Origin of the sequence: Sphingomonas sp. TREG-RG-20F-R18-01 (genome assembly GCF_022662475.1) — a bacterium.
GTDB lineage: Bacteria > Pseudomonadota > Alphaproteobacteria > Sphingomonadales > Sphingomonadaceae > Sphingomonas.
In genome coordinates, this window is the sequence record NZ_JAKNQQ010000004.1 from 1 (window position 1) to 25,477 (window position 25,477).

25 protein-coding genes and 1 pseudogene are annotated in these 25,477 nt (G+C 66.5%); 11 read left to right on the plus strand and 15 right to left on the minus strand.

From position 1 onward, the window contains the following. Positions 1 to 411: 411 nt before the first annotated feature. The gene (locus tag L8K25_RS12300; RefSeq protein ID WP_242139286.1) at positions 412 to 2,358 is read right to left on the minus strand and encodes a potassium transporter Kup; all 1,947 of its coding nucleotides are present in this window, start codon (positions 2,356 to 2,358) and stop codon (positions 412 to 414) included. 113 nt (positions 2,359 to 2,471) lie between these two features. On the opposite strand from L8K25_RS12300, the gene pdeM reads away from it, so the two are divergent. Continuing rightward, positions 2,472 to 3,134, plus strand: a complete 663-nt coding sequence (gene pdeM, locus L8K25_RS12305; RefSeq protein ID WP_242139287.1) for a ligase-associated DNA damage response endonuclease PdeM — start codon at positions 2,472 to 2,474, stop codon at positions 3,132 to 3,134. A 153-nt stretch (positions 3,135 to 3,287) separates the two neighbouring features. Here the strand turns inward: pdeM and msrA are convergent, their stop codons facing one another. Together msrA and L8K25_RS12315 are read right to left on the minus strand one after the other, a co-directional pair. Then, on the minus strand, positions 3,288 to 3,947 hold the full coding sequence (gene msrA, locus L8K25_RS12310; RefSeq protein WP_242139288.1) for a peptide-methionine (S)-S-oxide reductase MsrA: 660 nt from the start codon (positions 3,945 to 3,947) through the stop codon (positions 3,288 to 3,290). 87 nt (positions 3,948 to 4,034) lie between these two features. After that, a complete protein-coding gene (locus L8K25_RS12315) occupies positions 4,035 to 4,664 on the minus strand; it encodes a DedA family protein (RefSeq protein ID WP_242139289.1) in 630 nt (209 codons plus the stop codon). A gap of 167 nt (positions 4,665 to 4,831) precedes the next feature. Here L8K25_RS12315 and rpiA point away from each other — a divergent pair, with 167 nt between their 5' ends. The 6 genes from rpiA (at position 4,832) to L8K25_RS12345 (ending at position 11,717) form a co-directional block, all read left to right on the plus strand. Next, positions 4,832 to 5,491 carry a ribose-5-phosphate isomerase RpiA gene (gene rpiA, locus L8K25_RS12320; RefSeq protein WP_242139290.1) on the plus strand — a complete coding sequence of 220 codons (660 nt, stop codon included), beginning with the start codon at positions 4,832 to 4,834 and terminating at the stop codon, positions 5,489 to 5,491. 70 nt (positions 5,492 to 5,561) lie between these two features. Continuing rightward, positions 5,562 to 7,646, plus strand: a complete 2,085-nt coding sequence (gene tkt, locus L8K25_RS12325; RefSeq protein ID WP_242139291.1) for a transketolase — start codon at positions 5,562 to 5,564, stop codon at positions 7,644 to 7,646. After that, positions 7,646 to 8,755: a transaldolase gene (gene tal, locus L8K25_RS12330; protein WP_242139292.1), complete on the plus strand. Its 1,110-nt coding sequence runs from the start codon at positions 7,646 to 7,648 to the stop codon at positions 8,753 to 8,755. Before tkt ends, tal begins: the two co-directional genes overlap by 1 nt. An 85-nt stretch (positions 8,756 to 8,840) precedes the next feature. Beyond that, a complete protein-coding gene (gene gnd / locus L8K25_RS12335; protein ID WP_242139293.1) occupies positions 8,841 to 9,824 on the plus strand; it encodes a phosphogluconate dehydrogenase (NAD(+)-dependent, decarboxylating) in 984 nt (327 codons plus the stop codon). Next, the gene (locus tag L8K25_RS12340) at positions 9,821 to 10,642 is read left to right on the plus strand and encodes an HAD family hydrolase (protein ID WP_242139294.1); all 822 of its coding nucleotides are present in this window, start codon (positions 9,821 to 9,823) and stop codon (positions 10,640 to 10,642) included. Before gnd ends, L8K25_RS12340 begins: the two co-directional genes overlap by 4 nt. 52 nt (positions 10,643 to 10,694) lie before the next feature. Further along, a complete protein-coding gene (locus L8K25_RS12345; RefSeq protein ID WP_242139295.1) occupies positions 10,695 to 11,717 on the plus strand; it encodes an acetamidase/formamidase family protein in 1,023 nt (340 codons plus the stop codon). A gap of 7 nt (positions 11,718 to 11,724) precedes the next feature. Here the strand turns inward: L8K25_RS12345 and L8K25_RS12350 are convergent, their stop codons facing one another. Continuing rightward, positions 11,725 to 12,291, minus strand: a complete 567-nt coding sequence (locus tag L8K25_RS12350; RefSeq protein WP_242139296.1) for a cytochrome b — start codon at positions 12,289 to 12,291, stop codon at positions 11,725 to 11,727. A gap of 104 nt (positions 12,292 to 12,395) precedes the next feature. On the opposite strand from L8K25_RS12350, the gene L8K25_RS12355 reads away from it, so the two are divergent. Beyond that, on the plus strand, positions 12,396 to 13,829 hold the full coding sequence (locus L8K25_RS12355) for a glycosyltransferase (RefSeq protein WP_242139297.1): 1,434 nt from the start codon (positions 12,396 to 12,398) through the stop codon (positions 13,827 to 13,829). Between the two features lie 153 nt (positions 13,830 to 13,982). Further along, positions 13,983 to 14,702, plus strand: a complete 720-nt coding sequence (locus tag L8K25_RS12360; RefSeq protein WP_242139298.1) for an SIMPL domain-containing protein — start codon at positions 13,983 to 13,985, stop codon at positions 14,700 to 14,702. A gap of 65 nt (positions 14,703 to 14,767) precedes the next feature. Here L8K25_RS12360 and L8K25_RS12365 read toward each other — a convergent pair whose 3' ends face one another. The 3 genes from L8K25_RS12365 to L8K25_RS12375 all read right to left on the minus strand — a co-directional run bounded on the left by L8K25_RS12365 (position 14,768) and on the right by L8K25_RS12375 (position 15,765). Beyond that, a complete protein-coding gene (locus tag L8K25_RS12365; RefSeq protein ID WP_242139299.1) occupies positions 14,768 to 15,022 on the minus strand; it encodes a GlsB/YeaQ/YmgE family stress response membrane protein in 255 nt (84 codons plus the stop codon). Between the two features lie 104 nt (positions 15,023 to 15,126). Next, a complete protein-coding gene (locus L8K25_RS12370) occupies positions 15,127 to 15,426 on the minus strand; it encodes a DUF1153 domain-containing protein (protein ID WP_242139300.1) in 300 nt (99 codons plus the stop codon). A 105-nt stretch (positions 15,427 to 15,531) separates the two neighbouring features. Then, positions 15,532 to 15,765, minus strand: a complete 234-nt coding sequence (locus L8K25_RS12375; RefSeq protein ID WP_242139301.1) for a hypothetical protein — start codon at positions 15,763 to 15,765, stop codon at positions 15,532 to 15,534. 123 nt (positions 15,766 to 15,888) lie between these two features. Here L8K25_RS12375 and mnmA point away from each other — a divergent pair, with 123 nt between their 5' ends. Then, a complete protein-coding gene (gene mnmA, locus L8K25_RS12380; protein WP_242139302.1) occupies positions 15,889 to 17,001 on the plus strand; it encodes a tRNA 2-thiouridine(34) synthase MnmA in 1,113 nt (370 codons plus the stop codon). Positions 17,002 to 17,003: 2 nt separating this feature from the next. Here the strand turns inward: mnmA and wecC are convergent, their stop codons facing one another. Genes wecC through dut form a run of 5 tightly spaced genes read right to left on the minus strand, consistent with a single transcriptional unit; the run spans position 17,004 to position 21,059 of the window. Next, on the minus strand, positions 17,004 to 18,302 hold the full coding sequence (gene wecC, locus L8K25_RS12385; protein ID WP_242139303.1) for a UDP-N-acetyl-D-mannosamine dehydrogenase: 1,299 nt from the start codon (positions 18,300 to 18,302) through the stop codon (positions 17,004 to 17,006). Continuing rightward, complete coding sequence (gene wecB / locus L8K25_RS12390) at positions 18,286 to 19,437, minus strand: UDP-N-acetylglucosamine 2-epimerase (non-hydrolyzing) (protein ID WP_242139304.1); 1,152 nt, start codon at positions 19,435 to 19,437, stop codon at positions 18,286 to 18,288. Before wecB ends, wecC begins: the two co-directional genes overlap by 17 nt. Positions 19,438 to 19,471: 34 nt before the next feature. Next, on the minus strand, positions 19,472 to 20,224 hold the full coding sequence (moeB, locus tag L8K25_RS12395; protein WP_242139305.1) for a molybdopterin-synthase adenylyltransferase MoeB: 753 nt from the start codon (positions 20,222 to 20,224) through the stop codon (positions 19,472 to 19,474). Next, positions 20,221 to 20,613 (minus strand): hypothetical protein, encoded by a 393-nt coding sequence (locus tag L8K25_RS12400; RefSeq protein WP_242139306.1) that lies wholly within the window; start codon positions 20,611 to 20,613, stop codon positions 20,221 to 20,223. Before L8K25_RS12400 ends, moeB begins: the two co-directional genes overlap by 4 nt. Continuing rightward, the gene (gene dut / locus L8K25_RS12405) at positions 20,610 to 21,059 is read right to left on the minus strand and encodes a dUTP diphosphatase (RefSeq protein WP_242139307.1); all 450 of its coding nucleotides are present in this window, start codon (positions 21,057 to 21,059) and stop codon (positions 20,610 to 20,612) included. Before dut ends, L8K25_RS12400 begins: the two co-directional genes overlap by 4 nt. Before the next feature lie 142 nt (positions 21,060 to 21,201). Here dut and L8K25_RS12410 point away from each other — a divergent pair, with 142 nt between their 5' ends. Next, positions 21,202 to 21,426, plus strand: coding sequence for a DUF3072 domain-containing protein (locus L8K25_RS12410; RefSeq protein WP_242139308.1), 225 nt, complete (start codon positions 21,202 to 21,204; stop codon positions 21,424 to 21,426). Between the two features lie 97 nt (positions 21,427 to 21,523). On the opposite strand, the pseudogene coaBC reads toward L8K25_RS12410, so the two are convergent. The 3 genes and pseudogenes from coaBC to ubiB all read right to left on the minus strand — a co-directional run bounded on the left by coaBC (position 21,524) and on the right by ubiB (position 25,379). Further along, positions 21,524 to 22,720 (minus strand): annotated as a pseudogene (gene coaBC, locus L8K25_RS12415) (bifunctional phosphopantothenoylcysteine decarboxylase/phosphopantothenate--cysteine ligase CoaBC). After that, positions 22,717 to 23,865 (minus strand): hypothetical protein, encoded by a 1,149-nt coding sequence (locus L8K25_RS12420; protein WP_242139309.1) that lies wholly within the window; start codon positions 23,863 to 23,865, stop codon positions 22,717 to 22,719. Before L8K25_RS12420 ends, coaBC begins: the two are co-directional and overlap by 4 nt. Further along, entirely contained in the window at positions 23,847 to 25,379 is a 1,533-nt protein-coding gene (ubiB, locus tag L8K25_RS12425) for a 2-polyprenylphenol 6-hydroxylase (RefSeq protein WP_242139310.1), read from the minus strand. Before ubiB ends, L8K25_RS12420 begins: the two co-directional genes overlap by 19 nt. Between the last annotated feature and the right edge of the window lie 98 nt (positions 25,380 to 25,477).

Here is a 25,477-nt window from a genome sequence, read left to right on the forward strand (position 1 = left end):
TACCTGTCCCAGATCTCTGCCCGCTGAGCGGCCGAGTAATATATCCGACGACGCTGCTTCATCGCACCACTCCTTCTCATCATGAGAATGATGCGTTGCGACCACCCGTTGAACCCACCGGCGTTTCCAGACATCGCGACAGCCACCCCCACCGCTGCGCGCACCCTGGTCACTAGCCTGTCCTACAAGCGGAAGATTTGCCATAGCTCGTCCCCGCTCTTTGAAACCGTCGGCACGCACCTGCACGCAGGGCGCAACGCTGCGCCTCCGCCGCGCGCGCGACACGCTCGGCACCGATCCGCAAATGAAAACGCTGGGGCGACCTTCCGCCAGCCGGGGCGCGGAACGCGGAACGCATTCCGCCTAACTTTCCCCTAACCTTCCGCGTGCCCAACCGTTGCGTGGATCGCCTCAGACCGTAACTTGTTCGCCCAGTTCCAGCACCTTGCCAGGCGGGATCTTGAGGAAGTCGGTCGGGTCGCTCGCGTTGCGCTGCAGGAACATGAAGATCCGGTCCTGCCACAAGGGCATCCCCTGGTCGGCGGCGGGCTTGATCGTGTTGCGGCCAATGAAATAGCTCGTCTTGGCGGGGTTGAGCACCTTCTTGTGCGACGTCGCCTCGAGCCCGAGGTCGCGTGGCACGTCAGGCGATTCCATGAAGCCGTAATGCAGCACGACGATCGTGAAATTGGGGTCGACCTGCCGGATCTCGGCGCGTTCCTCGGGCGCGACCGAGGGGCGGTCGGCGGTGCGAATGCTGACGATCAGGTTCTTCTCGTGGAGCACCTTGTTGTGCTTGAGGTTGTGCAGCAACGCACCCGGCGCGCTGTCGGGGTTGGCGGTCAGGAACACCGCGGTTCCCTCGACCCGCTCGGGCGGGCGCTTGGCCAGCGCAGCGGCGAGGTCGGCGAGCGGGACGCTCTGCCGCGCCTCGAACGCGCGGACGATCCCGCGGCCGCGGTTCCAGGTATAGATGACCAGCCCGATCGCGCCCGCGACCACCAGCGGCACCCAGCCGCCCTCGATCACGCGCAGGATGTTCGCACCGAAGAAGATCAGGTCGAGCGTCAGGAACGGCAGGATCACCGCGAGCGCGAGCGGGCGGCCCCAGTTCCAGCGATGCCGCACCACGATATAAGCGAGCAGCGTGGTGACGACCATCGTCCCCGTCACCGCGATCCCGTACGCCGCCGCCATCGCGGACGAGGTGCGGAACTGGACGACCAGCACCAGCACGCCGAACAGCAGCAGCCAGTTGATCGAGGGAAGGTAGATCTGCCCCGCCTGCGTCGCCGAGGTCTGGCGGATGCGGAGGCGGGGGAGCAGCCCGAGCTGGATCGCCTGCTGCGTCAGCGAATAGGCGCCGGTGATGACCGCCTGGCTCGCGATCACCGTCGCCGCCATTGCGAGCACGATCAGATACGGGCGGAGGCCGACGGGCGCCATCAGGAAGAACCAGTCCTGGTTGTGGAACGGCTGCCCCGCCGCTTTCGCCGCCTCGAGTGCATTGAGCGCAAAGGCTCCCTGGCCGAGGTAGTTGCAGATCAGGCACGGGAAGACGAGCGCGAACCAGCCGATCCGGATCGGCAGGCGACCGAAATGCCCCATGTCCGCCGTCAGCGCTTCCGCGCCGGTCACCGTCAGGAAGACAGCGCCCAGCACGAACAGCCCGGTCACGCCGTGGTGCAGCAGGAACAGCGCGCCATAATGCGGCGAGATGACGCGCAGGATCGAGGGCTCGTCCGCGATATGCCACAGGCCGAGCGCGCCCAGCACCAGGAACCAGACGAGGCAGACCGGGCCGAACAGGCGCGAGACGCTCGCCGTGCCGCGACTCTGGATCGCGAACAGCGCGATCAGGATGACGATCGTCATCAGCAGGATCAGTTGTTCGTCGAAGACGTTTTCCATGCCCGGAATGGTCTTCAACCCTTCCACCGCGGACAGCACCGACAGGGCGGGGGTAATGATCGCGTCGCCATAGAAGAGCGACGCGCCCGCCGCGCCCAGCACCAGCGCGATCAGCGATCGGCGGCCCAGCGCCCGCCGCGCGAGCGCGGTCAGCGCGAGCACGCCGCCTTCGCCCTGATTGTCCATCCGCATCAGGAAGACGACATATTTGATCGTCACGACGAGGATCAGCGACCAGATCGCGAGGCTCAACACGCCGAGGATCTCGCCCGGGTCGAGCCCGTCCTTGGCGGTCAGCTCGAGCGCCTCGCGAAACGCGTAGAGCGGGCTCGTGCCGATATCGCCGAAGACGACGCCGATCGCGCCGATCGTCAGCGCAAACAACGCGGGATGCGGCGTCGCGCCATGCGACGGGGAAGCGGTGGACGTGGCGGTGGCAGCAGACATAAGGGGTTGGGCGACCTGCCGGGAAGGACGGCGCGCTTTACGCTTGTGGACACGGAGCGCAAGCGCTTTCGTGAACGTTGCATGAAGCCACCCTTTGATGCATGGGCGGCGACATGGTTCCCTTTTCGTTCGCCGGACATGATTTGCTAGCGCTCCGTAGCGGCGCCGTGTTCTGGGCGAAACGCGCGGCGCTGCTCGTCGCCGACCTGCATTTCGAAAAGGCGAGCTGGTTCGCTCAGCGGGGCCAGATGCTGCCGCCGTATGACTCGCTTGTCACGTTGGGCGGGCTGTCGGAGGACGTCGCGGCGACCGGCGCGCGGGAAGTCTGGTGCCTTGGTGACAGCTTTCACGATGACGGCGGGTGCGATCGGCTCCCGGCGATCGCGCAGGAGCGGTTGCGGGCGCTGACCGGCGCGACGCGCTGGACCTGGATCACGGGCAACCACGACAGCGGGCTGGTCGATCGCTGCGGCGGCGCGGTGGTCGACGAGGCGGTGGTCGATGCCCTGGTGCTGCGGCACGAGGCCGACCCGACCGAGACGCGGCCCGAACTTTCCGGGCATTTCCACCCCAAGCTGCGGCTGCGGGTGCGCGGCCAGAATGTCTCGCGGCGGTGTTTCGTCGCGACGCCGACCAAGCTGATCCTGCCGGCGTTCGGCGCGCTTACCGGCGGGCTGGACGCGCAGCATCCCGAGATCGTCCGCGCGGTGGGGAAGGGCGCGGAGGCGCTGATCCCGGTCGAGGACCGGTTGCTGCGGTTTCGGCTGGCGGCTTAGGGTTTTAGAACTTTTAGATACCTTCCCCGGCGGAGGCCGGGGCCCAGTCAAGGTGTCCGAGGTAACGAAGCGCAACCGCCTGCATTCTTCGGTCTCGCTACTGGGCCCCGGCCTTCGCCGGTGAAGTAGAATAAAATAGTAGTATGGCCCCGCTCAGCTCGCGAGCTGCGGGAACCCGGCGCGGAACGCGGCGACCTTGGGCTTGTCGAACGTCACGATGTACGGGTGGTTCGGGTTCCGGTCGTAGAAATTCTGGTGATACGCCTCGGCCGGGAAGAACCCGCCGCTTTCGATCTTGGTGACAATCGGCTTGGGGAACACCCGCGCCTTGCCGAGCTGCGCAATATACGCCGCCGCGACGCCGCGCTGCGCAGGCGTCTGTGGGAAGATCGCCGAGCGATAGCTGATCCCGCTGTCCGGACCCTGCCGGTTGAGCTCGGTCGGATTGTGCGCGATCGAGAAATAGACCCGCAGCAGCGTCGCATAGCTGACCTTGGCCGGGTCATAGACGACGCGGATCGCTTCGGCATGGCGAGTCGTCTCGGTCGAGACCTGGTCGTAGGTGGCGGTGTCGCGCGTGCCGCCGGCATAGCCCGCAGTGACCTGGCGCACGCCTTTCACATGTTCGAACACCGCTTCCATGCCCCAGAAGCAGCCACCCGCGAAGACGGCGGTCTGCGGCCCCGAAACGCCGGTCACGTCGGCCGCGGCGGCTGGGATCGGAACGGCGCGTTCGGCTTGCGCCGCGCCGCCGGCGAAAACGAACGCGGCGGCGCCGGCCAGGGCGGCGGTGATGAGAACGGGCTTGAGCATCGCGAAAACCTTTTCTGGAGCAGCATGCTATTCGTCGGCCGCACCGGCGAAGTTACGCGTCTGCCATGAAAAGGATGTCGGGATGCGTCAGCGCCGCTTCAAGCCGCGTACACGGTGCCAGATGTAGAAACCGACCGCCGCGATCAGCACGATCCCGATCACGAGATCGGCGCTGTGGAATGCCGCCTTGATCCGCGGGTCGCTGTTCCACTTGTCGCCGAGCGTCATGCCGACCCAGGCGAGCCCGAAGCACCACGGCCACGAACCGAGGAACGTGTAGAGGTGGAACGGGATCAGCGGCATCCGCGCGACTCCGGCGGGAAAGGCGATGAACGAGCGGACCACCGGCAGCAGCCGGCCGATCAGCACCGCCAGCCCGCCGAACCGCGCGAAGAACCGATCCGCCGTATCGAGCTCGCCCGGCCCGACCAGCACGTACCGGCCCCAGCGCTCGGCGAGCGGGCGTCCACCGCGTTTCCCGATCTCATACGCGACGATCGACCCGAGATTGCACCCGATCGCGCCGGCGGTCGCGGCGAGGTACAGGTTGAACCGCCCGACCGAGACGAGATAGCCGGCGAACGGCATGATGATCTCGGACGGCAGCGGGATGCACGCCGACTCGATCGCCATCAGCAGCGCGATGCCGACATAGCCGCCGCTGGAAATGACCCAGATGGTGAAGGTGGCGAGCGTGGCCAGGATTTTCTCGAACATGGACCGGGGCTTTGCCCTGCCGACGCGCAGGGAGCCAGTGGAATTTGCGGAGGACGCGGCCGCCCTGAAGCCATCTTGCCCCTCGCCCCGCTGTCGAGGGGTAGCGGAATGCCGTGTCCGCGCCTTTCCCGGGTTCCCGTGCCCCGCCGTGGTGCTAAGGCACGCTCATGAACGAGTCCGACAAGCGCGCGGCCGCCCTCGCCGCGATCGAGGAAGTCCGCGCCGGGATGATCGTCGGGCTCGGCACCGGGTCGACTGCGGCGTTCGCGATCACTGCCCTTGGCGAACGGCGGCTCGATATCCGCGCGGTCCCGACCAGCCTGGCCAGCGCCGCGGCCGCGCGCGCTGCGGGGATCGCGCTGATCGATCTCCCGGCGCGAATCGACCTGACGATCGACGGCGCGGACGAGATCGATTCGCGGCTCCGCGCGATCAAGGGCGCGGGCGGTGCGATGCTGCGCGAGAAGGTCGTTGCCGCCGCCAGCGCCCGGATGATCGTGATCGCAGACGCATCGAAACGCGTCGCCGCGATCGGAGCCGCGCCGATCCCAATCGAGGTGCTGCCGTTCGCCACGGCGTTCGTCGCCGACCGACTCGCCGCGGTTGGCGCCGTGGTGACGCAGCGGGCCGGGTTCGCCACGGATCAGGGCAATGTCGTGCTCGACTGCGCTTTTCCGCCCGACGCGGACCATGCCCGCCTTGCCGCCGAAATCAGCACGATTCCCGGCGCTTTGGGGCACGGCCTGTTTTTAACCGAGGTGTCCGCTACCTATATTGCGGACCACGGCGTCGTGACGCGACTGGAACGCGACGCAACTGCAGATTAAAGCCCGCTCACCACCGCAACCCGACCGACGCGCGAGCGTTCAGGGCGAAACGATAAGGCGAACCCCCTTCATGGCCGATACCCAGACCCAGCCCGCCGCAGCCGCCGGCGTCCACGAAGACGGCAGCCCGGATCGGCTCGCGATCGACACGATCCGCACGCTTTCGATGGATGCGGTACAGGCCGCCAATTCCGGGCACCCAGGCACGCCGATGGCGCTCGCTCCGGTCGGCCAGACGCTGTGGACCAAGTTCCTGCGCTACGACCCGACCACGCCCGACTGGCCCAACCGCGACCGCTTCGTCCTGTCGGTCGGCCATGCGTCGATGCTGCTCTATTCGCTGATCCACCTTGCCGGGATCGAGGAGATCGATGCCGAGGGCAACAAGACCGGCAAGCCCGCGCTCAGCCTCCACGACCTCGAGCAGTTCCGTCAGCTCGATTCGAAGACCCCGGGCCATCCCGAATATCGTCACACGACGGGCGTCGAGACTACCACCGGTCCGCTCGGCCAGGGTTGCGGCAATTCGGTCGGCATGGCGATCGCCGAGCGCTGGCTGGCGGCGAAGTTCAACCAGCCGAATTTCACGCTGTTCGACCATGACGTCTACGCGCTGTGCGGCGATGGCGACATGATGGAGGGCGTTTCGGCCGAGGCGGCTTCGGTCGCCGGGCATCTCAAGCTGTCCAACCTGTGCTGGATCTACGACAGCAACCACATCTCGATCGAGGGCAACACCGCGCTCGCGTTCGACGAAGACGTCGGCGCGCGCTTCGTCGCTTACGGCTGGAACGTGATCCACGTCGACGATGCGAACGACACGGCGGCGCTGAGCGCGGCGCTCGAGACGTTCAAGGCGACCACCGACAAGCCGACCTTCATCGTCGTCCATTCGGTGATCGGCTATGGCAGCCCCAAGGCGGGCAGCGAAAAGGCCCATGGTGAGCCGCTCGGCGTTGAGAACGTGCGCCTGACCAAGCAGGCCTACGGCTGGCCCGAAGACAAGCAGTTCTACGTCCCCGAAGGCGTCGCCGAGCGCTTCAAGGCGTCGATGCTGGACCGCGCCGGCCCGCTGCGGCAGGAATGGGAAGCCAAGGTCGTCGAATATCGCGCGGCGCATCCCGAGCTCGCCAACATGCTCGATTCTATGCTGTCGGACAGCTTGCCGGACGGCTGGGACGCCGACATTCCCGTCTTCGAAGCCGATGCCAAGGGCGTCGCCTCGCGCGATTCGTCGGGCAAGGTGCTCAACGCGATCGCGCCCAAGTTGCCGTGGCTGCTCGGCGGTTCCGCCGATCTTGCGCCGTCGACCAAGACCGACATCAAGGGTGCGCCCTCGTTTGAGGCGGACAATTACGGCGGGACCAACTTCCACTTCGGCGTGCGCGAGCATGGCATGGGCGCGATCGTCAACGGCATGACGCTGTCGCACCTGCGTGGCTATGGCTCTACCTTCCTGGTGTTCTGCGATTACATGCGCGCACCGATCCGCCTGTCGGCGATCATGGAAGTCGGCTCGGTCTGGGTGTTCACGCATGACTCGATCGGCGTCGGCGAAGACGGCCCGACGCACCAGCCGATCGAGCATCTCGCGACGCTCCGCGCGATCCCGGGGCTCGATACGATCCGTCCGGGCGACGCGAACGAAGTCGCCGCCGCGTGGCGCGCGATCGTCGAGGATGCGAGCCACCCGACGGCGCTGGTGCTCTCGCGCCAAGCGCTGCCGACGCTCGACCGGACCAAATATGCGAGCGCCGATGGCCTGAAGCAGGGCGCCTATGTCCTCGACGGCGACGAGAACCCCGAGGTCATTCTGATCGCGACGGGCTCGGAAGTCTCGCTCGCGGTCGCCGCGCACGAGAAGCTCAAGGAAAGCGGTGTCGCCTCGCGCGTCGTGTCGATGCCGAGCTGGCATCGCTACGAGCTGCAGGATGCGGCGTACAAGGAATCGGTCCTGCCCAGGAGCGTCAAGGCGCGTATCGCGATCGAGATGGCGGGCGAGATCGGCTGGGATCGCTACGTCGGGCTCGACGGCAAGACCGTGACCATGTCGACCTTCGGTGCGTCCGCGCCGATCGCCAAGCTTGAGGACAAATATGGCTTCACGGTCGACAATATCGTGAAGATCGCCAACGAACTGCGGGAGACCAAGTGATGGGCAAGCTCAACGAACTGGCAGCACTCGGCCAGGCGGTCTGGCTCGACTTCGTCGAGAAGAAGTTTCTCGCCGAGGGCAGCCTCCAGAAGATGGTCGACGAGGACGCGCTGACCGGCGTGACCTCCAACCCGTCGATCTTCGAAAAGGCGATGGGGCATGGCGACGCCTATGACGCCGAGCTCGCCGCATACGACAAGACCAACCCGGAAGCGCCGACGATCGACCGGTACGAGCATCTCGCGATTCTCGACATTCAGGCGGCGGCGGACACGCTCCGTCCGGTCTATGACCGGCTCGAGGCGAAGGACGGCTATGTCAGCCTCGAGGTCTCGCCCTATCTGGCGAACGACACCGATGCGACGATCGCCGAGGCACAGAAGCTGTGGAAGGCGGTCAACCGGCCCAACGTGATGATCAAGATCCCGGGCACGCCGGCTGGCGTCCCCGCGATCGCGGCGACGATCGACGCCGGGATCAACGTCAACGTCACGCTGTTGTTCTCGCAGAGCGCGTATCAGGCGGTGGCGGAAGCCTATGTCGAGGGTCTCGAAAAGCGCGCCGCACGCGGCGAGCCGATCGACCGGATCGCCAGCGTCGCGAGCTTCTTCGTCAGCCGGATCGATTCGAAGATCGACGACAAGATCGACGCCGGAGTCGGTGGCGATGCCGCCAAGCCGCTCAAGGGCAAGGTCGCGATCGCCAACGCCAAGCTGGCCTATGCGTGGTATGAGGAGTTCATCAAGTCGTCGCGCTGGCAGGCGCTCGCCGCCAAGGGTGCGCAGGTCCAGCGGCTGTTGTGGGCATCGACCGGGACGAAGAACCCGGACTATCCCGACACGCTGTATCTCGACTCGCTGATCGGCAAGGACACGGTCAACACGATCCCGCCGAAGACGCTCGACGCCTACCGCCTGCGCGGCACCGCGACCGAGACGCTCACGCAGGATATCGCGGGTGCCCGCCATGTCCTGTCGGAAGCCGAGCGGCTCGGGCTCGATCTCGACGGCGTCACCGACGAACTGGTCGACGAGGGCGTCGCTTCCTTCTCCAAGGCGTTCGACGATCTGCTCGGCGCGATCGCTGCCAAGCATCCGGTTGCAGCCTAAAGCGACCTTGCACGTTTAGCCGTCCGTCCCGGAACTCTCCGGGGCGGACGTTTTTTTCTCGGATCCCCTCAGGAGTGCGCGCGACATGAAAATCGGTATCATCGGCCTTGGCCGAATGGGCGGCAACATCGCGCGCCGGATCATGCGCGCGGGGCACGAGACGGTCGTGTTCGACCGCGACACCGCGGCAGTCGAAAAGCTCGTCGGCGACGGGGCGGTCGGTGCCACGTCACTGGAAGACATGGCCGGCAAGCTCGACAGTCCCGCGATCTACTGGGTAATGCTCCCGGCGGGCGACCCGACCGAGCAGACCGTCGCGACGATCGGCGGCTTCGCCAAGGCGGGCGATATCGTGATCGACGGCGGCAACAGCTTCTACAAGGACGATATCCGCCGTGCGAAGATGCTCGCGGAAAAGGGCATCCGCTATGTCGACGTCGGCACGTCGGGCGGTGTGTGGGGCCTGGAACGCGGCTTCTGCATGATGATCGGCGGCGAGAAGGAGGCGGTCGACCATATCGACCCGATCCTCGCGGCGCTGGCACCGGGCATGGGCACGATCGCGCGCACCCCCGACCGCAACGTCGACAAGGAAGACCCGCGCGCCGAGCAGGGCTATATCCATGCGGGCGCCCCGGGCGCGGGCCACTTCGTCAAGATGGTCCACAACGGCATCGAATACGGGTTGATGGCGGCCTATGCCGAGGGCTTCGACGTGCTCAAGGGCAAGGCGTCCGACAAGCTCCCCGAGGACGAGCGCTTCGATCTCAACTTGACCGACATCGCCGAAGTGTGGCGGCGCGGATCGGTGATTTCGTCATGGCTGCTCGATCTTTCGGCATCGGCACTGGCGAAGGACCAGTCGCTCGAGCAGTTCTCCGGCAAGGTTGCGGATTCGGGCGAGGGGCATTGGACGGTCGAGGCGGCGATGGAAGAGGCGGTCCCCGTCTACGTCCTGTCGGCAGCACTGTTCGCGCGCTACCGCAGCCGCGTCGATCATACGTTCGGCGACAAGTTGCTGTCGGCGATGCGCTTCGGCTTCGGCGGGCATGTCGAGATGCCGCAGTGAGCGATCGGCAGCACGAGACCGGGACGATCAGGCTGGTCGTCTCCGACGTCGACGGGACGCTGGTCGACGGCAAGAAGCAGGTCACGCCTGGCGTCCAGGCGGCGGTCGCGAAGCTGCGCGCCGCCGGCATCGGGTTCAGCATCATCAGCGCGCGGCCGCGTTCGGGGATGATGCCGATTGCCGAGACGCTCGGGATCGACGCGCCGATGGGCGCCTTCAACGGCGGTACGCTGTTCAAACGCGACGGCACGGTGCTCAACGCGGACCGGATCGACCGGGCGGTGGTCGACGGCACGCTGGCCGCGGCTAAGGGCGCCGCGGTCGACACCTGGGTGTTCGCCGACGACCAATGGTATGCGACCACGGACGTCGGCGGCCATGTCGACAGCGAACGCCGCGCGTCCAATCAGCAGCCGGTCGTCACGACGGACTTCACCGACCTGCTCGACCGGGCGGACAAGATCACCTTCGTCAGCGACGATCCCGACCTGCTGATCGACCTGCGCGGGCGGATGGACCGGTTCGCGGATGCCGCGACGATCGTCCAGTCGCAGACTTACTATCTCGACGTCACCCCGCTGTCGGGGAACAAGGGCGATGGCTTGACGGCATTGTCGGAGGCGATGGGCGTTCCACTCGACCAGATCGCGGTGTTCGGCGATCAGGCGAACGACCTGCCAATGTTCGCCCGCGCCGCGATTTCCTACGCCATGGGGCAGGGGCCGGAACCGGTCCGCGCCAAGGCGACCCATGTCGTCGCGAGCAACAATGACGATGGGGTGGCCGAGGCGATCGCGGCGATCCTGGCTGGACGCTGACCGCGGCATCCGCCATCCTCGGTCGCATCGAAAAGCGAATGGGGACAAGCGGATGCGGTATCTGGCGGCGGTTATGGGGCTGATTGTGGCGGCGCCGCTTGCGGCGAGAACGGTCGATTTGCCCGCGACCCCGACGACCGTCGCCTGGGGGCATTACGATGCGACCTCCAAGCCCGTCCTGACGATCGATTCAGGCGATACGGTGATCGTCCACACACTGCTCACCAACAGCCCGACCGGGCTCGAGAAGGCGGGCGTAGCGCCCGCCGACGTCGAACCAGCGCTACGCGCCGTATTCGCCGGCGTCCCGGCGTCCGAGCGCGGCCCGGGTGGCCATATCCTGACCGGACCGATTGCGATCGCGGGGGCGGAGCCCGGCGACACGCTCGAGGTCCGGATCCTCAAGGTCGATCTCGCGGTCCCTTATGCCTATAACGGCTTCCGTTATGGGGCCGGGTTCCTGACCGACGACTTCCCCTACGCCCGCACCAAGATCGTCCCGCTCGACGCCAAGGCGATGGTCGCGCGGTTCGGGCCCGGCATCACGGTGCCGCTCCATCCCTTCTTCGGCAGCATGGGGGTCGCGCCGCCGCCGTCGTTCGGGCGTTATGACAGCGCGCCGCCGACGATCAACGGCGGCAACATGGACGACAAGGCGCTGGTGGCGGGGACGACGTTGTTCCTCCCGGTCCATGCCGCGGGCGCGCTGTTCCAGGTCGGCGACGGCCATGCCGCGCAGGGCAATGGCGAGGTCGATATCACCGCGCTCGAGACCTCGCTCACCGGGCGGCTACAGTTCATCCTGCACAAGCGCCAGCTGACGTCCTATCCACGCGCCGAGACGCCGACCCACTATATCGCGATGGGGTTCGACGACGATCTCAGCAACGCGACGCGCAAGGCGCTGCGCAACATGATCGACTTCCTCGTCGCGGAGAAGGGCATGACCCGCGACGACGCCTATATGCTGCTGAGCGTCGCGGGCGATGTCGAGGTGACCGAGCTGGTCGACCGCAACAAGGGCGTCCACGTCGCGCTGTCCAAGGCGGTGTTCGAGCAGCGCCGCGGCAAATAGTCCGACGCTACCGCCGCCCGGGCCACATCCGCTGCAATTCCTGCGTGCGGTCGAGCCACTGATGCTTCAACGCCCCGACGAGGTGGATGAAGAACAGGGCATAGACGAGATAGGAAATAAGCTCGTGGGCCGCGCCGAACGTGTCGTGGACGCTCTTCTTGGTCACCGGGTCGAGGTTCATGATGACGCCGAGCCGCGGCCACTGGAACAGGCCGAACCAGTACATCGGCGTTGCGGCCGCATGTTCATAGGCCGAATCCATGATCCAGCCGGTCAACGGCATCGCGAACAGGATCGCGTAGAGCAGGAAATGCGTGGCATGCGCCGCGTTCACTTCCCACCGTGCATAGCCGCGCGGGAAGGGCGGGGGGCGGTGCCCGAAGCGCCATAGCAACCGCAGGAGCGCGAGCCCGAGGATCGTGACCCCGACCGACTTGTGCAGGTCGATCGCCGGGCGGACCTGCGCATCGGGAAGAAAGTTCGGCCAACTCCACGCCAGGGCAATGTTGAGCAGCACGAGCAACGCGATAGCCCAGTGCAGGACGATCGCCGTTCGGGTGTAGCGCTGGATCAACTCTCTGCTCCGCAATCGTTAATTGGATGCAAGCCTAGTCGCGTCGCGCGCGACAGGCTAGCGCCGTCAGCCATGGTTCATCCACCATTGGTATCGCCCGCGCAATGACCACGCTTTCGCAGACGCTCGTCGTCGAGTCGCCGCGCCTTACGCCCCGCGCCATCCCGCTGGTCAGCCGGTTGATCGGTGCGGTCGGCCCGATTCTGTTCATCGTCCTGACCATCCAGGCCTTCTCGCGCCAAGGGCTGGCGATATGGTCGGTCGGGATCGCCTATATTCTCTACGACACGCTGCTGTTGCTGTTCACCGCGTGGAACATTCGCGGGCTACGGCATGCGCCGCCGCGCGCGGCGGGTACGGTGACGCGCTTCGGCGTGATCGTCGCTGCGCACAACGAAGCGGGGGTGATTGCCGCCGCGATCGATCGGCTCGCGGGGCAAGCGCAACCCCCGGACGTGATCCTGATCGCCGATGACGGATCGAGCGACACGACCGCGGACGTGCTGGCCGAGCGCTACGCGCTTGCCATGCCGGCGATCGGATCGATGACCGGTCAGGTCGTCGGCGCGTCGACGGTGGAATGGCTCCGCCTGCCGCATGGGGGGAAGGCGCGCGCGCTGAACGCCGCCATGCTGCGGATCGATACGGAGGTGGTGCTGACGGTCGATGCCGATACGTTGCTCGAACCGGGCGCGATCGTCGCGATGCGCGCTGCGTTTGCAGCGGAACCCGAACTCGTCGCGGCCACCGGGGTCCTGGCGCCGATATGCGGGCCGGACCTTCAGGGGCGATTGTTCCAGTGGTTCCAGAGCTACGAATATGTTCGCAATTTCCTGTCCCGACATGCCTGGGAGCAACTCGGCAGCCTGTTGCTGATCTCTGGGGCGTTTGCCGCGTTCCGACGGGATGCGGTCGTCGAGGTCGGTGGTTTCGATCCGGATTGCATGGTGGAGGATTACGAATTGATCCACCGGCTGCACCGGCACGCGGTCGATCATGGGCGCGACTGGCGTGTGCGGGTCGTGGGCGGCGCGCTGGCACGGACCGATGCGCCGGCCAGCCCGCTTGCGTTCCTGCGCCAGCGCCGGCGCTGGTTCGGGGGCTTTCTGCAGACGCAATATTGGAACCGGGACATGGTGGGCGCACGGCGTTTCGGGTGGCTCGGCACCGCGATGCTGCCGGTCAAGGCGCTCGATACGCTACAGCCAATCTATGGCCTCGCAGCCTTCGCGATTCTCGTCGGACTGGTGGCCAGCGGGCGTTTCACCGTTGCCCTTCCGATCCTGATCGTGATGGTCGCGAAGATCACCGTCGATCTCAGCTTCCACCTCTGGTCGCTTGGCATCTACAAGCGCTGGACCGGACAGCGGGAAGGGCTGTCGCTTGTCCCCGCCCTGATCGCTGCGCTGGCCGAACCGTTCAGTTTCCAGCTGTTGCGCCACGCCGGTGCGGTATGGGGCTGGCATGCCTTTCTCACCGGGCGGGAAAGCTGGGGCCGCCAACGCCGCACCGCGATCGCAACCAGCGCGCCGCGCTAAGTTTCCCGGGCGGTTGCAGGAGGCGGTCGCTCCATTGCCGCGTGCTGCCAAACGGATTGGCCATCGGAACGATTGTTCATCGCGGGTTTCATCCAAAGCTGCCACCAGGGATCCATGCCGGGCCTATCCTGCCGGGCACACTGGGAGAAGACGATGCGTTCGACGATCATGCTGCTGGCGCCCGCGGTTCTGGCGGCGGCCACCCCCGCTCTCGCGCAGACGGCGCCGACGATGGTGCCCGATGGCACGTTGCTCGATGTTTCCGCCGAGGGGCGGACCTCGCGCGTGCCGGACGTTGCCACCATTCGTGCCGGGGTCGTGACGCAGGGCCAGACCGCGGCGGCGGCATTGTCGGAAAATGCCACGCGCATGACCCGCGTGCTGGCCGCGCTCCGACAGGCCGGGGTGGCGACGCACGACGTACGTACCGCCAGCGTCTCGCTCAGCCCGCAGTATCGCTACACCGACGGCCAGCCACCTGCCGTCAGCGGGTATCAGGCAAGCAACAGCGTTTCGATCCGGCTCCGCGACGTCGCCAAATCGGGCAGCATCCTCGACGCGCTGGTGGCGCAAGGCGCGAACCAGATCGATGGTCCGACGCTGTCGCTCGACAAGCCCGAAGCCGCGCTTGACGAGGCACGGACCGACGCGGTGCGGATCGCGCGGTCGCGCGCGGAGCTTTACGCCAAGGCAGCAGGTCTGAGCGTGGCGCGGATCGTGACGATCAGCGAAAATGGCGCGAATGACGGGACGGCGCCGCAACCGCCGATGTACGCCATGGCACGGGTCATGAAGAGTAGCGAATCGACCCCGATTGCGGCGGGCGAAACGCAAGTGAGCGTCACCGTCTCGGTCCGCTTCCTGCTCAAATAATCACGGACATGAAAAAGGCCGCTGGGTTTCCCCAGCGGCCCGATCGTCCGGTTGGACAAAGGATCTTAACGGACGGTGCCGCGACGAACCAGGTTGACGATCGCGAGCAGGATGACCGCGCCGATCAGCGAATAGATGAAGGTGTTGATCGTGATCGCTTCATTGATTCCTGCGCCAAACAGGAACGATGCGATCACCGAACCGATGATGCCGACGACGACGTTGAGAACGATCCCCTGCTGGCCATCGGTACGCATGATCATGCTGGCAAGCCAACCGCACACGCCACCGACGACGAGCCAAACAATAAGTCCAACCATTTTACCCTCCGTTGCCCGGTTATGTCCGGGATGACGGAGACAAGACTCTCGACTGGCGATTTTTGTTCCGGCTCCGGATCGAGCAAAGCCGACAGAAACCGCGATCAGTATTTTTGCTGACGCTCGTACAAGGACTTATAGTGCTGGATCCGCGTAACGCGCAGGCCGGGCATGCCCGAACGATCGATCGCCCGTTGCCAACTGGCGAATTCCTCGACCGTCAGTCCATAGCGTTCGCACACCTCGTCGACCGACAGCAGCCCGCCATTGACCGCGGCGACGACCTCGGCCTTGCGCCGCACGACCCATCGCGTCGTTTCGGGTGGCGGAAGCGATTCGAGAGTCAGCGGCTCTCCAAGCGGGCCGATCACTCTTGCGGGGCGGATCTTCTGGTTCTCGATCATTCTTGAAGGACCTTGTCTCGGGGCGGGGCCCCTTTGCATCTCAATCGTTACGGTCATAACCACCGGACTTGAACGCTCGCTAAAGCGTCGGGGTAAACGACGGGTTCATGCCTTTCTCCGGTCAGCACGCATTTCGATCAATTCCCAGACGAGCAGGTTGAACGCCCCGTGGGCGGGGGTGAACGGATCGTTTCGATCTGGTCGCGGCAGACGCGCCTGGACCATTGCCGTGGGGCTTGCCGCCTGACGCGCCGCCACACCGACCATCAGCACGGCCAGGTCGGGTGGCAGTGCCACCGCCGGTCCATCGGCTTCAAATCGGGAAAAACTCAGGTCCACGCACACACTTCCACTAGCGATTCGTGGATGTTTAAAGGAAAGGTCCTAAAGGCGACGTAAAGCACGTCGTCTTTTTCGCGGGATTTTGCATGTGAGGGCGGGAACGCCTATCTCCCGCCCATCATGATAGACGCAGATTTTCAACTGGGGCCCGACGTGGCGGGCAAGCGGATCGTCGTCGCGATGTCCGGCGGCGTCGACAGTTCCGTGGTGGCAGCGCTTGCGGCGCGCAGCGGGGCGGAGGTGATCGGCATTACCTTGCAGCTGTACGACCATGGCGAAGCGGTCGGCCGGGCCGGCTCATGCTGCGCGGGACGCGACATTCGTGACGCCCGGGCGGTGTGCGACCGGCTGGGGATCGCGCATTATGTGTTCGACCATGAATCCCGTTTTCGCGACCAGGTGATCGATCGGTTTGCCGATGATTACCTTGCAGGGCGGACGCCGATCCCTTGCATCCAATGCAACATGGGCCCGAAATTCACCGACCTGCTCACGGCGGCGCGGGACCTCGGGGCGGATTGCCTCGCGACCGGTCATTACGTTCGGCGGATCGAGGGGGCGGAGGGTGCCGAACTGCACCGTGCCTTCGATCCGGCGCGCGACCAGAGTTACTTCCTGTTCGCAACGACGCAGGCGCAGCTCGACTATCTCCGCTTTCCTCTGGGTGGCCTGCCCAAGCCGCGGGTCCGTGAGATCGCCGCCGAACTGGGGCTCGGAGTCGCGGGCAAGCCGGACAGCCAGGACATCTGCTTTGTCCCGGACGGCAATTATGCCGGTCTCGTCAAGAAGCTGCGGCCCGAGGCCGATACCGCAGGCGAAATCGTCGATGCGCAGGGGCGTGTGCTGGGGCTACACCCGGGCCTGATCCATTTCACCGTGGGGCAGCGGCGCGGTCTCGAGATCGGGGGTACGCCCGAGCCGCTCTATGTCCTGCGGCTCGAAGCGGAATCCCGCCGCGTCGTCGTTGGCCCGCGCGCGGCATTGGCGGTCCGGTCGGCGCGGCTCAGCGGAATCAACTGGCTTGGTGGCGGCTATGACGGCCCGATGACGGCCAAGGTCCGTTCGATGGCGAAGCCCGTGCCGGCATGGCGCGAGGGGGACCGGGTTGTCTTCGAGTCCCCCGAATATGGGGTCGCGCCTGGGCAGGCGACGGTGCTGTACGGTGGGGACCGGGTCATCGGCGGCGGCTGGATCGAGGAAACCGAAAGTGCCGCGCTGACCGCGACCGCCTGACGTCAGCCCGCCAACCGCATCGGCTCGATCCGCGCGGGCACGCGCGGCTGGTCCGGCCAGATCCCGCGCGTATCGTAGACGAGCTTGTCGGCGCGTTCGTCGACCGGGACCGACTTGAAAACGTCATGGTCGACCAGCACGATCATGATCCCGCAGGTCTCGATCGCGGTATCGATGTCGGCAAGCCGTGCGCCCGTCCCGTCGAACGCGGCAGGGAGCCGGTCGGTATAAGGCTCGACCACGCACAGCCGGTCGCCGAAGCGCTGCGCGAGCGCGGTCGCGACCTTGAGCGCGGGGCTTTCGCGGAAATCGTCGATGTTCGCCTTGAACGCGAGCCCGAGGCACGCGACCGTCACCCCCGGATTGGCGGCGACCATCGCCTCGGCACGCTCCACCACATAGTCGATTTTCGCGTCGTTCACTTCGCGCGCGGTGCGGATCAGCGGGGTGTTGGCGGGGTCGGCGTGGACGAGAAACCACGGGTCGACCGCGATGCAATGCCCGCCGACGCCGGGGCCGGGCGACAGGATGTTGACACGCGGATGGCGGTTGGCGAGGCGGATCACCTCCCACACGTCGACCTCCATCGTATCCGCGACGCGGCTGAGTTCGTTCGCGAAGGCGATGTTGACGTCGCGGAAGGCGTTTTCGGTGAGCTTGGTCATTTCCGCCGCGCGGCTGGTGGTGGTGACGCACGCGCCGCGCACGAACCGGCGGTAGAATTGCAATGCTTTCCGCGCACAGCGCGGGGTGATGCCGCCGATCACGCGATCATTGTCGATCAGTTCGACGAGGATGCGGCCGGGGAGCACCCGCTCGGGGCAGTAAGCGATCGCGACGTCGGCGCTTTCGCCGGTCCTGCCGGGGACCCTCAAGTCGGGGCGCAGCTGCACGAGCAGGTCGCGGACCTTTTCGGTCGTGCCGACCGGCGAGGTCGATTCGAGGATCACCACGTCGCCCGCCTTCAGCACGGTCGCGATCGTCGTCGCTGCGCGCAGAACATAGCCGATGTTGGGAGCGTGATCGTCCGCGAACGGCGTCGGGACCGCGATGACGAAGACGTCGGCGGGTTCGATCTGGGTCGCGGCGCGCAGATAGCCGCGCGCGACGACGCCCGAGACGAGTCCGTCGAGATCGACTTCCTCGATATGGACCTTCCCCGAATTGACAGTCTCGACGACATGCTCGGACACGTCGATGCCGAGCACCTTCGCGCCGGTCCGCGCAATCACCGCGGCGGTGGGGAGGCCGATATAGCCGAGGCCGACGACGACGACGTTAAGCTCAGAATCCGAAACCATCGGCGACACCCTTTGCGATCCGTGCGGACGCATGGCCGTCGCCGAACGGATTGTGGGCGCGGGCCATGGCCTGGTACGCCGCCTTGTCGTCGATGAGCGTTGATATTTCGGAAACGATGCGGTCGGTGTCGGTGCCGACGAGGCGCGCCGTGCCCGCCGCCACCCCTTCGGGGCGTTCGGTCGTCTCTCGCATCACCAGCACGGGCTTGGCGAGCGCGGGGGCTTCCTCCTGCACGCCGCCCGAATCGGTCAGCACGATATGCGCGAGATCGAGCGCACGGATGAAATGGGGATAATCGAGCGGATCGATCCGCGCGATGTTCGGCCGGTTCCCGAGCATCGCATCCATGACAGCCACGACATTGGGGTTGGGGTGCACCGGGAAGAGAATTGCCACGTCGTCGCGCGCCGCGATCCGGGCGAGGGCGTGCGCGATATTTTCCATCCCGCCGCCGAAATTCTCGCGCCGATGCGTGGTGACCAGAATGATGCGCTTCCCCGCGAACCGTTCGGCGATGGCGTCAAGCCCGGCGCCGAGGGCCGGGTCGGCGGCGAGCTTGGCACGTGTGGCATGGAGGGCGTCGATCACCGTATTGCCGGTCACGTGGATCGTCGTCGGATCGATCGCCTCGCGGAGGAGCGCTTCGGCTGCGGTTTCCGTCGGCGCATAATGCTGGTCCGCGATCGGCGCCACGATCCGGCGGTTCACCTCCTCGGGCCAGGGATGGTAGATGTCGCCCGACCGCAGCCCGGCCTCGACATGCGACACGGGCACCTTGCGATAATAGGCCGCCAGCGCCCCGACCATCGCGGTCGCGGTATCGCCCTGGACGATCACGCGATCGGGCCGCTCCGCATCCATCACGTCGCCCAGGCTGGTCAGCAGGCGCGCGGTCAGCCGGTCGAGCGACTGGCCGGGCTCCATCAGGTCGAGGTCGATATCCGGGACCAGGCCGGCAATCGCGAGCACCTGATCGAGCAGTCCGCGGTGCTGCGCGGTGACGCAGGTACGGACGATCAGCCCTGGGGTCGCGGCAAGCGCCGCAACGACCGGAAACAGCTTGATCGCTTCGGGACGAGTCCCGAAAATGACGAGGACTTTGCGGAGCGCGGACGGGGCGGGTCGGTCGATCATCCGGCGGGCTTAGCGCGGATCGCTTAAAGCCGCGCTAACCGCAGCACGGACATCCCGGATCCTTGGGCAGCGTAAGGGTGCGGAAGCGGAAGGCGAGGGCATCGACCAGCAGCAGCTTGCCCGCACTGTCCTCGCCAAAGCCGACGATGCTCCGCATCACCTCGAGCGCGGCGAGGCTGCCCATCACCCCGGTCATCGCCCCGATCACGCCCTGTTCCGCGCAACTGTCGCCCGCGGCATCATGCGCGTTGCCGACGAAGCAGCGGTAGCACGGCTTGTCCGGCTCCCACCCGCGAAACACGCCCAGCTGGCCCTCGAACTGGCCGACGGCGGACGACACCAACGGTATCCGCAGCGCATGCGCCGCATCGGCCACGGCGAGGCGCGTCGCGAAGCTGTCCGTGCCGTCGAGGACGACGTCGACCCCCTCCAGTAAGGCTGTGGCATTGCCCGCATCGAGCCGGACCGCGCACGTTTCGACCGTGACATGCGGCGTGATCCGCAACGCAGCGGCGCGGGCGGCCGCAACCTTCGCCGTGCCGACGTCGGCGTCGCCGAACAACGTCTGACGCTGGAGATTGGAAAGATCGACGTGATCGTCGTCAATGAGGACGAGCCGCCCGACTCCCGCTGCCGCCAGATACTGGATCGCCGGGCTGCCGATGCCACCGGCGCCAACCACCGCGACGCTTGACGCCTTGAGCCGCAACTGGCCTGCACCGCCCACTTCGCGGAGGACGATGTGGCGGGCGTAGCGATCGAGTTCGGCGTCGCCGAGCATGCTCATCCGCGCCAGTCGAACACGATGGTCGTGCGGTACCAGCTATCGGTCATTCCCGGATGCAGCGCGATATTCCCGCGCGCGAACCCGGTGACCAAGCCAGCGGCATATTGCTCGATCGTGGGGCAGGCGATCGCATGGGGGACCACCCGGTGGATCGTCCCGTCGGCCCCAACGAGCGTTGCGACATCGACGCGGAGAACGTAATGCCCGTCGGCGGGGCGCTGCGCCACGCACCGTCCCGCAGCGATTTCCCCAGCGACGAAGGCGGAAACCTGCGGAGTCGCCTGGCGCGGTGCCACATACGGCAATGCCGGCAGCGCCGACCAATCCGACGGCAGCGATGGCGCGGCGGGGGGCGCGTCGGCCATCTGCAAGAAAAATGCGGCGATCATCGTCCCGTCGACCCGAAACCCCCAACCCCTCGCGCGGTATCGTCCAGCATTTCGACGCGTTCCAGCGTCGCGCGTTGAACCGGGGCCGGAACGAGTTGTGCGATGCGGTCGCCCCGCGCGATCACAAAGGGCTCCTGCCCGAGGTTGACGAGAATGATCTTGACCTCACCGCGATAGTCGGAGTCGATCGTACCGGGGGTGTTGAGGCACGTCACGCCATGCTTCAGTGCAAGGCCCGAACGCGGCCGTACCTGTACCTCGAACCCGGGCGGGATGGCGATGGCGAAGCCGGTCGCGATCGCCGCGCGGGTGCCGGGTGCGAGCGTCATGGCTTCGGCGGCGACCACATCCATGCCGGCGGCACCGTCGGTCGCATAAGCGGGTGGGGGCAGACCCTGACCATGCGCGAGGGTCTTGAGCTGAATCTTGATCGGGGAAGTCGTCATCCACTGCCAATAGCGTGCCTTGGCCCCGGCGCGAAGACGGGTCTGTCTTTCGTGCCCTAAAGGCACGCCGACAGTGGTCTGCGCTGGAACCGTAGAGCCGCTTACGGGTTAGGAACATACAAGAAACATCGAGAGACGTATCATGGATGAACCGCTGCACAACCCGAAGCTCGATGAGCATCCCGATTCGAATACCGAGAAGGATCCCGACAATTGGGTGTCGGGCGGCGACCCAATGACGGGCGCGCAGGCATCCTATCTCACCACCTTGTGCGAGGAAGCCAAGGTTGAGGCACCGAGCGCTGACCTGAGCAAGGCAGAAGCCTCCAAGATGATCGACGAACTGAAGCAGAAGCTCGGCCACTGAAGGCAGAGCGGAGTTTGCCCACCCCGGCCCGGCGCCGGAGTGGGCCTTGGTCGGGACTGGTGCGGGCCACGCGGAAGATTCCGGATCGGCGCGCGCTTTAGCCCCGCTTATGCTCCATCACGGTCTTCGCGATTCGCTCGGCCAGGCGTCCCGCTACGACGTCCTTAGCCATCCGTTCCCAGCTTTCCACGCCGGTCGCCGTCACGATATGAACGGTATTGGCATCGCCTCCCATGACATCTCCGCACACGTCGTTCGCGACGATCCAGTCGACGGCCTTGCGCAGGCGTTTGGCGGTGGCATGCTCGACCACGCGCTCGGTTTCCGCCGCGAAGCCGATCAGCAGTGGCGGACGCAGCGCGCTTCGCGCGAGCGTTGCCAGGATATCCGGGTTTTCGACCAGACGAAGTACCGGCGTCTCCAAGCCCTTCTTGATCTTCTGCGCCGCGCCCTCGACGCGCCAGTCGGCAACCGCCGCTACCATTACGGCTGCGTCGACCGGCAACGCCGCCTCGACCGCCGCTGCCATCTCCAGCGCGGTTTCCACATCGACGCGCAGGACGCAAGGCGGCGTTTCAAGCATTACCGGCCCCGCCACGAGCGTCACCCGGGCACCGAGTCGCGCCAGCGCCGCTGCAATCGCGAAGCCCTGCTTTCCCGACGAGCGGTTGGCGAGGTAGCGCACGGGATCGATCGGCTCATGCGTCGGGCCGGCGGTCACCAGGATATGCGTGCCGCTCAGCATCGCGTCGTCGGCCATTCAGCGTCCGAGCATCTGCTGGATCGCCGTCAGGATCGCAGGCGGTTCGGGGAGCCGGCCCGGGCCAAATTCGCCGCACGCCATCGCGCCCTCGTCAGGGTCCAGCACGGTGACGCCGTCGGCGCGCAGCGCCGCGACGTTGCGGACGGTGGCGGGGTGTTGCCACATCCGCACGTTCATCGCGGGGGCCGCAAGCACGCGCTTGTCGGTCGCGAGCAGCAGCGTCGTCGCAAGGTCGTCCGCGATGCCAGCCGCCATCTTCGCCATCAGGTCGGCCGTGGCAGGCGCGACGACGACCAGATCGGCTTCGCGGCTGAGCTGGATATGCCCCATCTCGACCTCGTCCTTCAGGTCCCACAGGCTGGTATGGACCTGGTTTTCGGAAAGCGCCGCCAAAGTCATCGGCGTGACGAAATGCGCGCCCCCTGCGGTCAGCACGCATTTGACCGAAATTCCAGCCTTGCGGCATAGGCGGATCAGTTCGCTCGCCTTGTACGCCGCGATCCCACCGCCGATGATCAGAAGGATTTTCATCGCACGAGCCGCGTGACGGTGATCTTGCGGCGATCCCGTGCGCGCGCGATCAGGTCGCGGATCCCGTCGGGCGCGAATGCGAGGCCGACGAGGAGGGCCGGGGCAATCATCAATCCCCAATAGAAGGTGTCGCTCCGCCCGAACAGCCCGAGCAGCGCCGCATACCCGCAGAAAATCGTCAGGGCGCGGAGCGCGAGCGGTTCCGGCCAGCTCGCCCAGCCGAACAAGGCGAGACCCACCAGCGGCGCGGCGAGCAGCAGCGGCGCGATCGCAAGCGCCGTCGACAGGGTCATCGTCCGGACGAAATAACCGAAGCCGAGCAAGCCCGCCCAGCCCGGGGAAGCCGGATCGGTCGGGCGCACGACGGCGGCAACGGCATGAGCGTGGAACGCGACGACCACCGCGAGAATCATGAGCGTGATGCCCCATCCCAGTGCCTCGCGCCGATTGCCCTCGGCGAAGGCGAGCACCGCCATGATGCCGACGTACAGCGCCGCTGTTTCGCGAAGCAACATTGCGACCAGCCCGATCGCGACCGCCGTGAGCCATCGGTCGTCGCGGCGCAGCGCCAGCGACAAGGCGATCAGCAAACCGGCCCAGATTTCGTGAAAACCGATCAGCCCGCGCTGCACAAACGCAACCATCCCGCCGGCGAGGAGGAGCATCGCGAACACCAGGGGCGGCGTGCGCCGGAAGGCCGGGCGCAACCGCACGAACCACGCCGCTGCTACGCCGGCCGCGAGCAGATAGAGGATACCCAGCATGCCCGTCGGCGGAACGTGCGCCTGGATCATCGTCAACGCTGGCAGGCGGAACGTTACAAACGGACGGAGCGGATAGTCGCCCCGGCGCAGGGCGTTGGCGGCAACGCTGTAATAGTCACCGCCGCCCCGGACACCGGAGACGATCGAATCGTACAAGAGGAGATCGGTCTGCGCCTCCATGCGCGCCGGATCATCCGGATTGCCGGCGGGCGGGGGCGGGCTGGCCAGCGCCAGCAGCGTGGCCGCCAGCAGCAGCGCGACCAACCCCAGACCCCAGCGTGCCTGCAGCCGAGTGAGAGCGGCAAAGCGGGACGGCAGGACGAGCCATAGCGGCGCGCGCGGCGCGGCGGGGGGTGGCGTGGCTACCCCCACAGCATCCATCCGACGCCGAGGCTCGCGGTTGCGCTGACCAGCGCGACGACCGCATAGCGCCAGCCCCCGAAGGGGACGATCTCGATATGTCGCAGCGGCGGCTCGGGCGGTGCGCCGGGCGGGTTGGGGAAGCGCCGCTCGATGTTGCGGATAAGGTCGGGCAAACGCGCAAAGGTGCGCAGGTCGGTGATGATCCGGTCCGCGACGGCCGCTTCCGGGCCGAGTTCGGTACGGATCCACTCGCGCACGAACGGGGCTGCCGCATCCCACAGGTTAATCTCGGGATCGAGGCTGGTGGCCACGCCCTCCACCATCACCATCGTCTTCTGCAGCAGCAGCAGATGCGGCTGCGTCTGCATGTCGAAGTCGCGCGTGATGTTGAACAGCCCGTCGAGCATCATCCCGATCGACATGTCCTTGACCGCCATCCCGCGCATCGGCTCGCCGACCGCGCGCAGTGCCGTCGCGAACTCGGCGACGTTGTGATGCGCGGGCACATAGCCCGCCTCGAAATGGATCTCGGCGACGCGTTTGTAATTGCCGGTGATCAGCCCGTAGAGGATCTCCGCCAGCCACACCCGCGCGCGCCGGTCGATCCGGCCCATGATCCCGAAGTCGATCGCCGCGATCTTGTTTCCGGGCAGCGCGAACAGGTTGCCCTGGTGCATGTCGGCATGGAAGAATCCTTCCGCGATCGCCTGGCGCAGGAAGGCGTGAACCAGCGTGTTCGCCAGTTGCGGCAGGTCATAGCCCGCCGCGATCAGCGCGGTGCGGTTCGACAGCTTGATCCCGTCAATCCATTCGAGCGTCAGCACCTTGCCGGTGGTGCGCTGCCAGTCGATCTTGGGAACGGTGAAGTCGGGCTCGGCAAGCATCGAATCGGCGAGTTCGGAGGCGGATGCGGCCTCGCGCCGCAGATCCAGTTCGCGCGCGGTCCAGCGCTTGAACGTCTCGATCGTCAGGCGTGGGCGCAGGCGGGAAAGTTCGCCGCCCATCGCCTCGACCTGCGCCGCGGCCCATTCGTAGGTGTCGATCGCGCGGGTGAAGTCTTCCTCCACGCCGGGGCGCAGCACCTTGATCGCGACGGTGCGGCCATCGGCCGTCACCGCGCGGTGGACCTGCGCGATCGACGCGGCGCCCACGGGGACGGGCTCGATCGACTGGAACAGCTCGGCCGGATCCCGCTGGAACGCGCGGGTGAGCGCGGCGTGGATCGTCTCGTACGGGACGGGCGGCAGCGCATCCTGCAACCGCATGAGGTCGAGCGCGGCGGCGTCGCCGACCATGTCGGGGCGAGTCGCGAGCGTTTGCCCGAGCTTGATCGCCGCGGGACCGATCGCCTGGAGCGCATCGGCATAGCGCGGCACCTTTGGCACGCGCGCGCCGAACCGTGCGATCCGGGCGAGGCGGCGCACGGGGGCGGGGGTGTTGGGATCGCGTTCGATCCCCTGCAGCGCACCGTGCCGCGCAAGGATGCGGCCCCATTTGAGCAGGCGCCAGAGATGGACAGCCGGCGCGGTCATGCGATGCTCCCCTCCCCTTCAGGGGAGGGGCTGGGGGTGGGGAAGGACTGGGTAGTGGACGAGGCGTAGGCGCGATGACCCAGGACGGCCCCACCCCA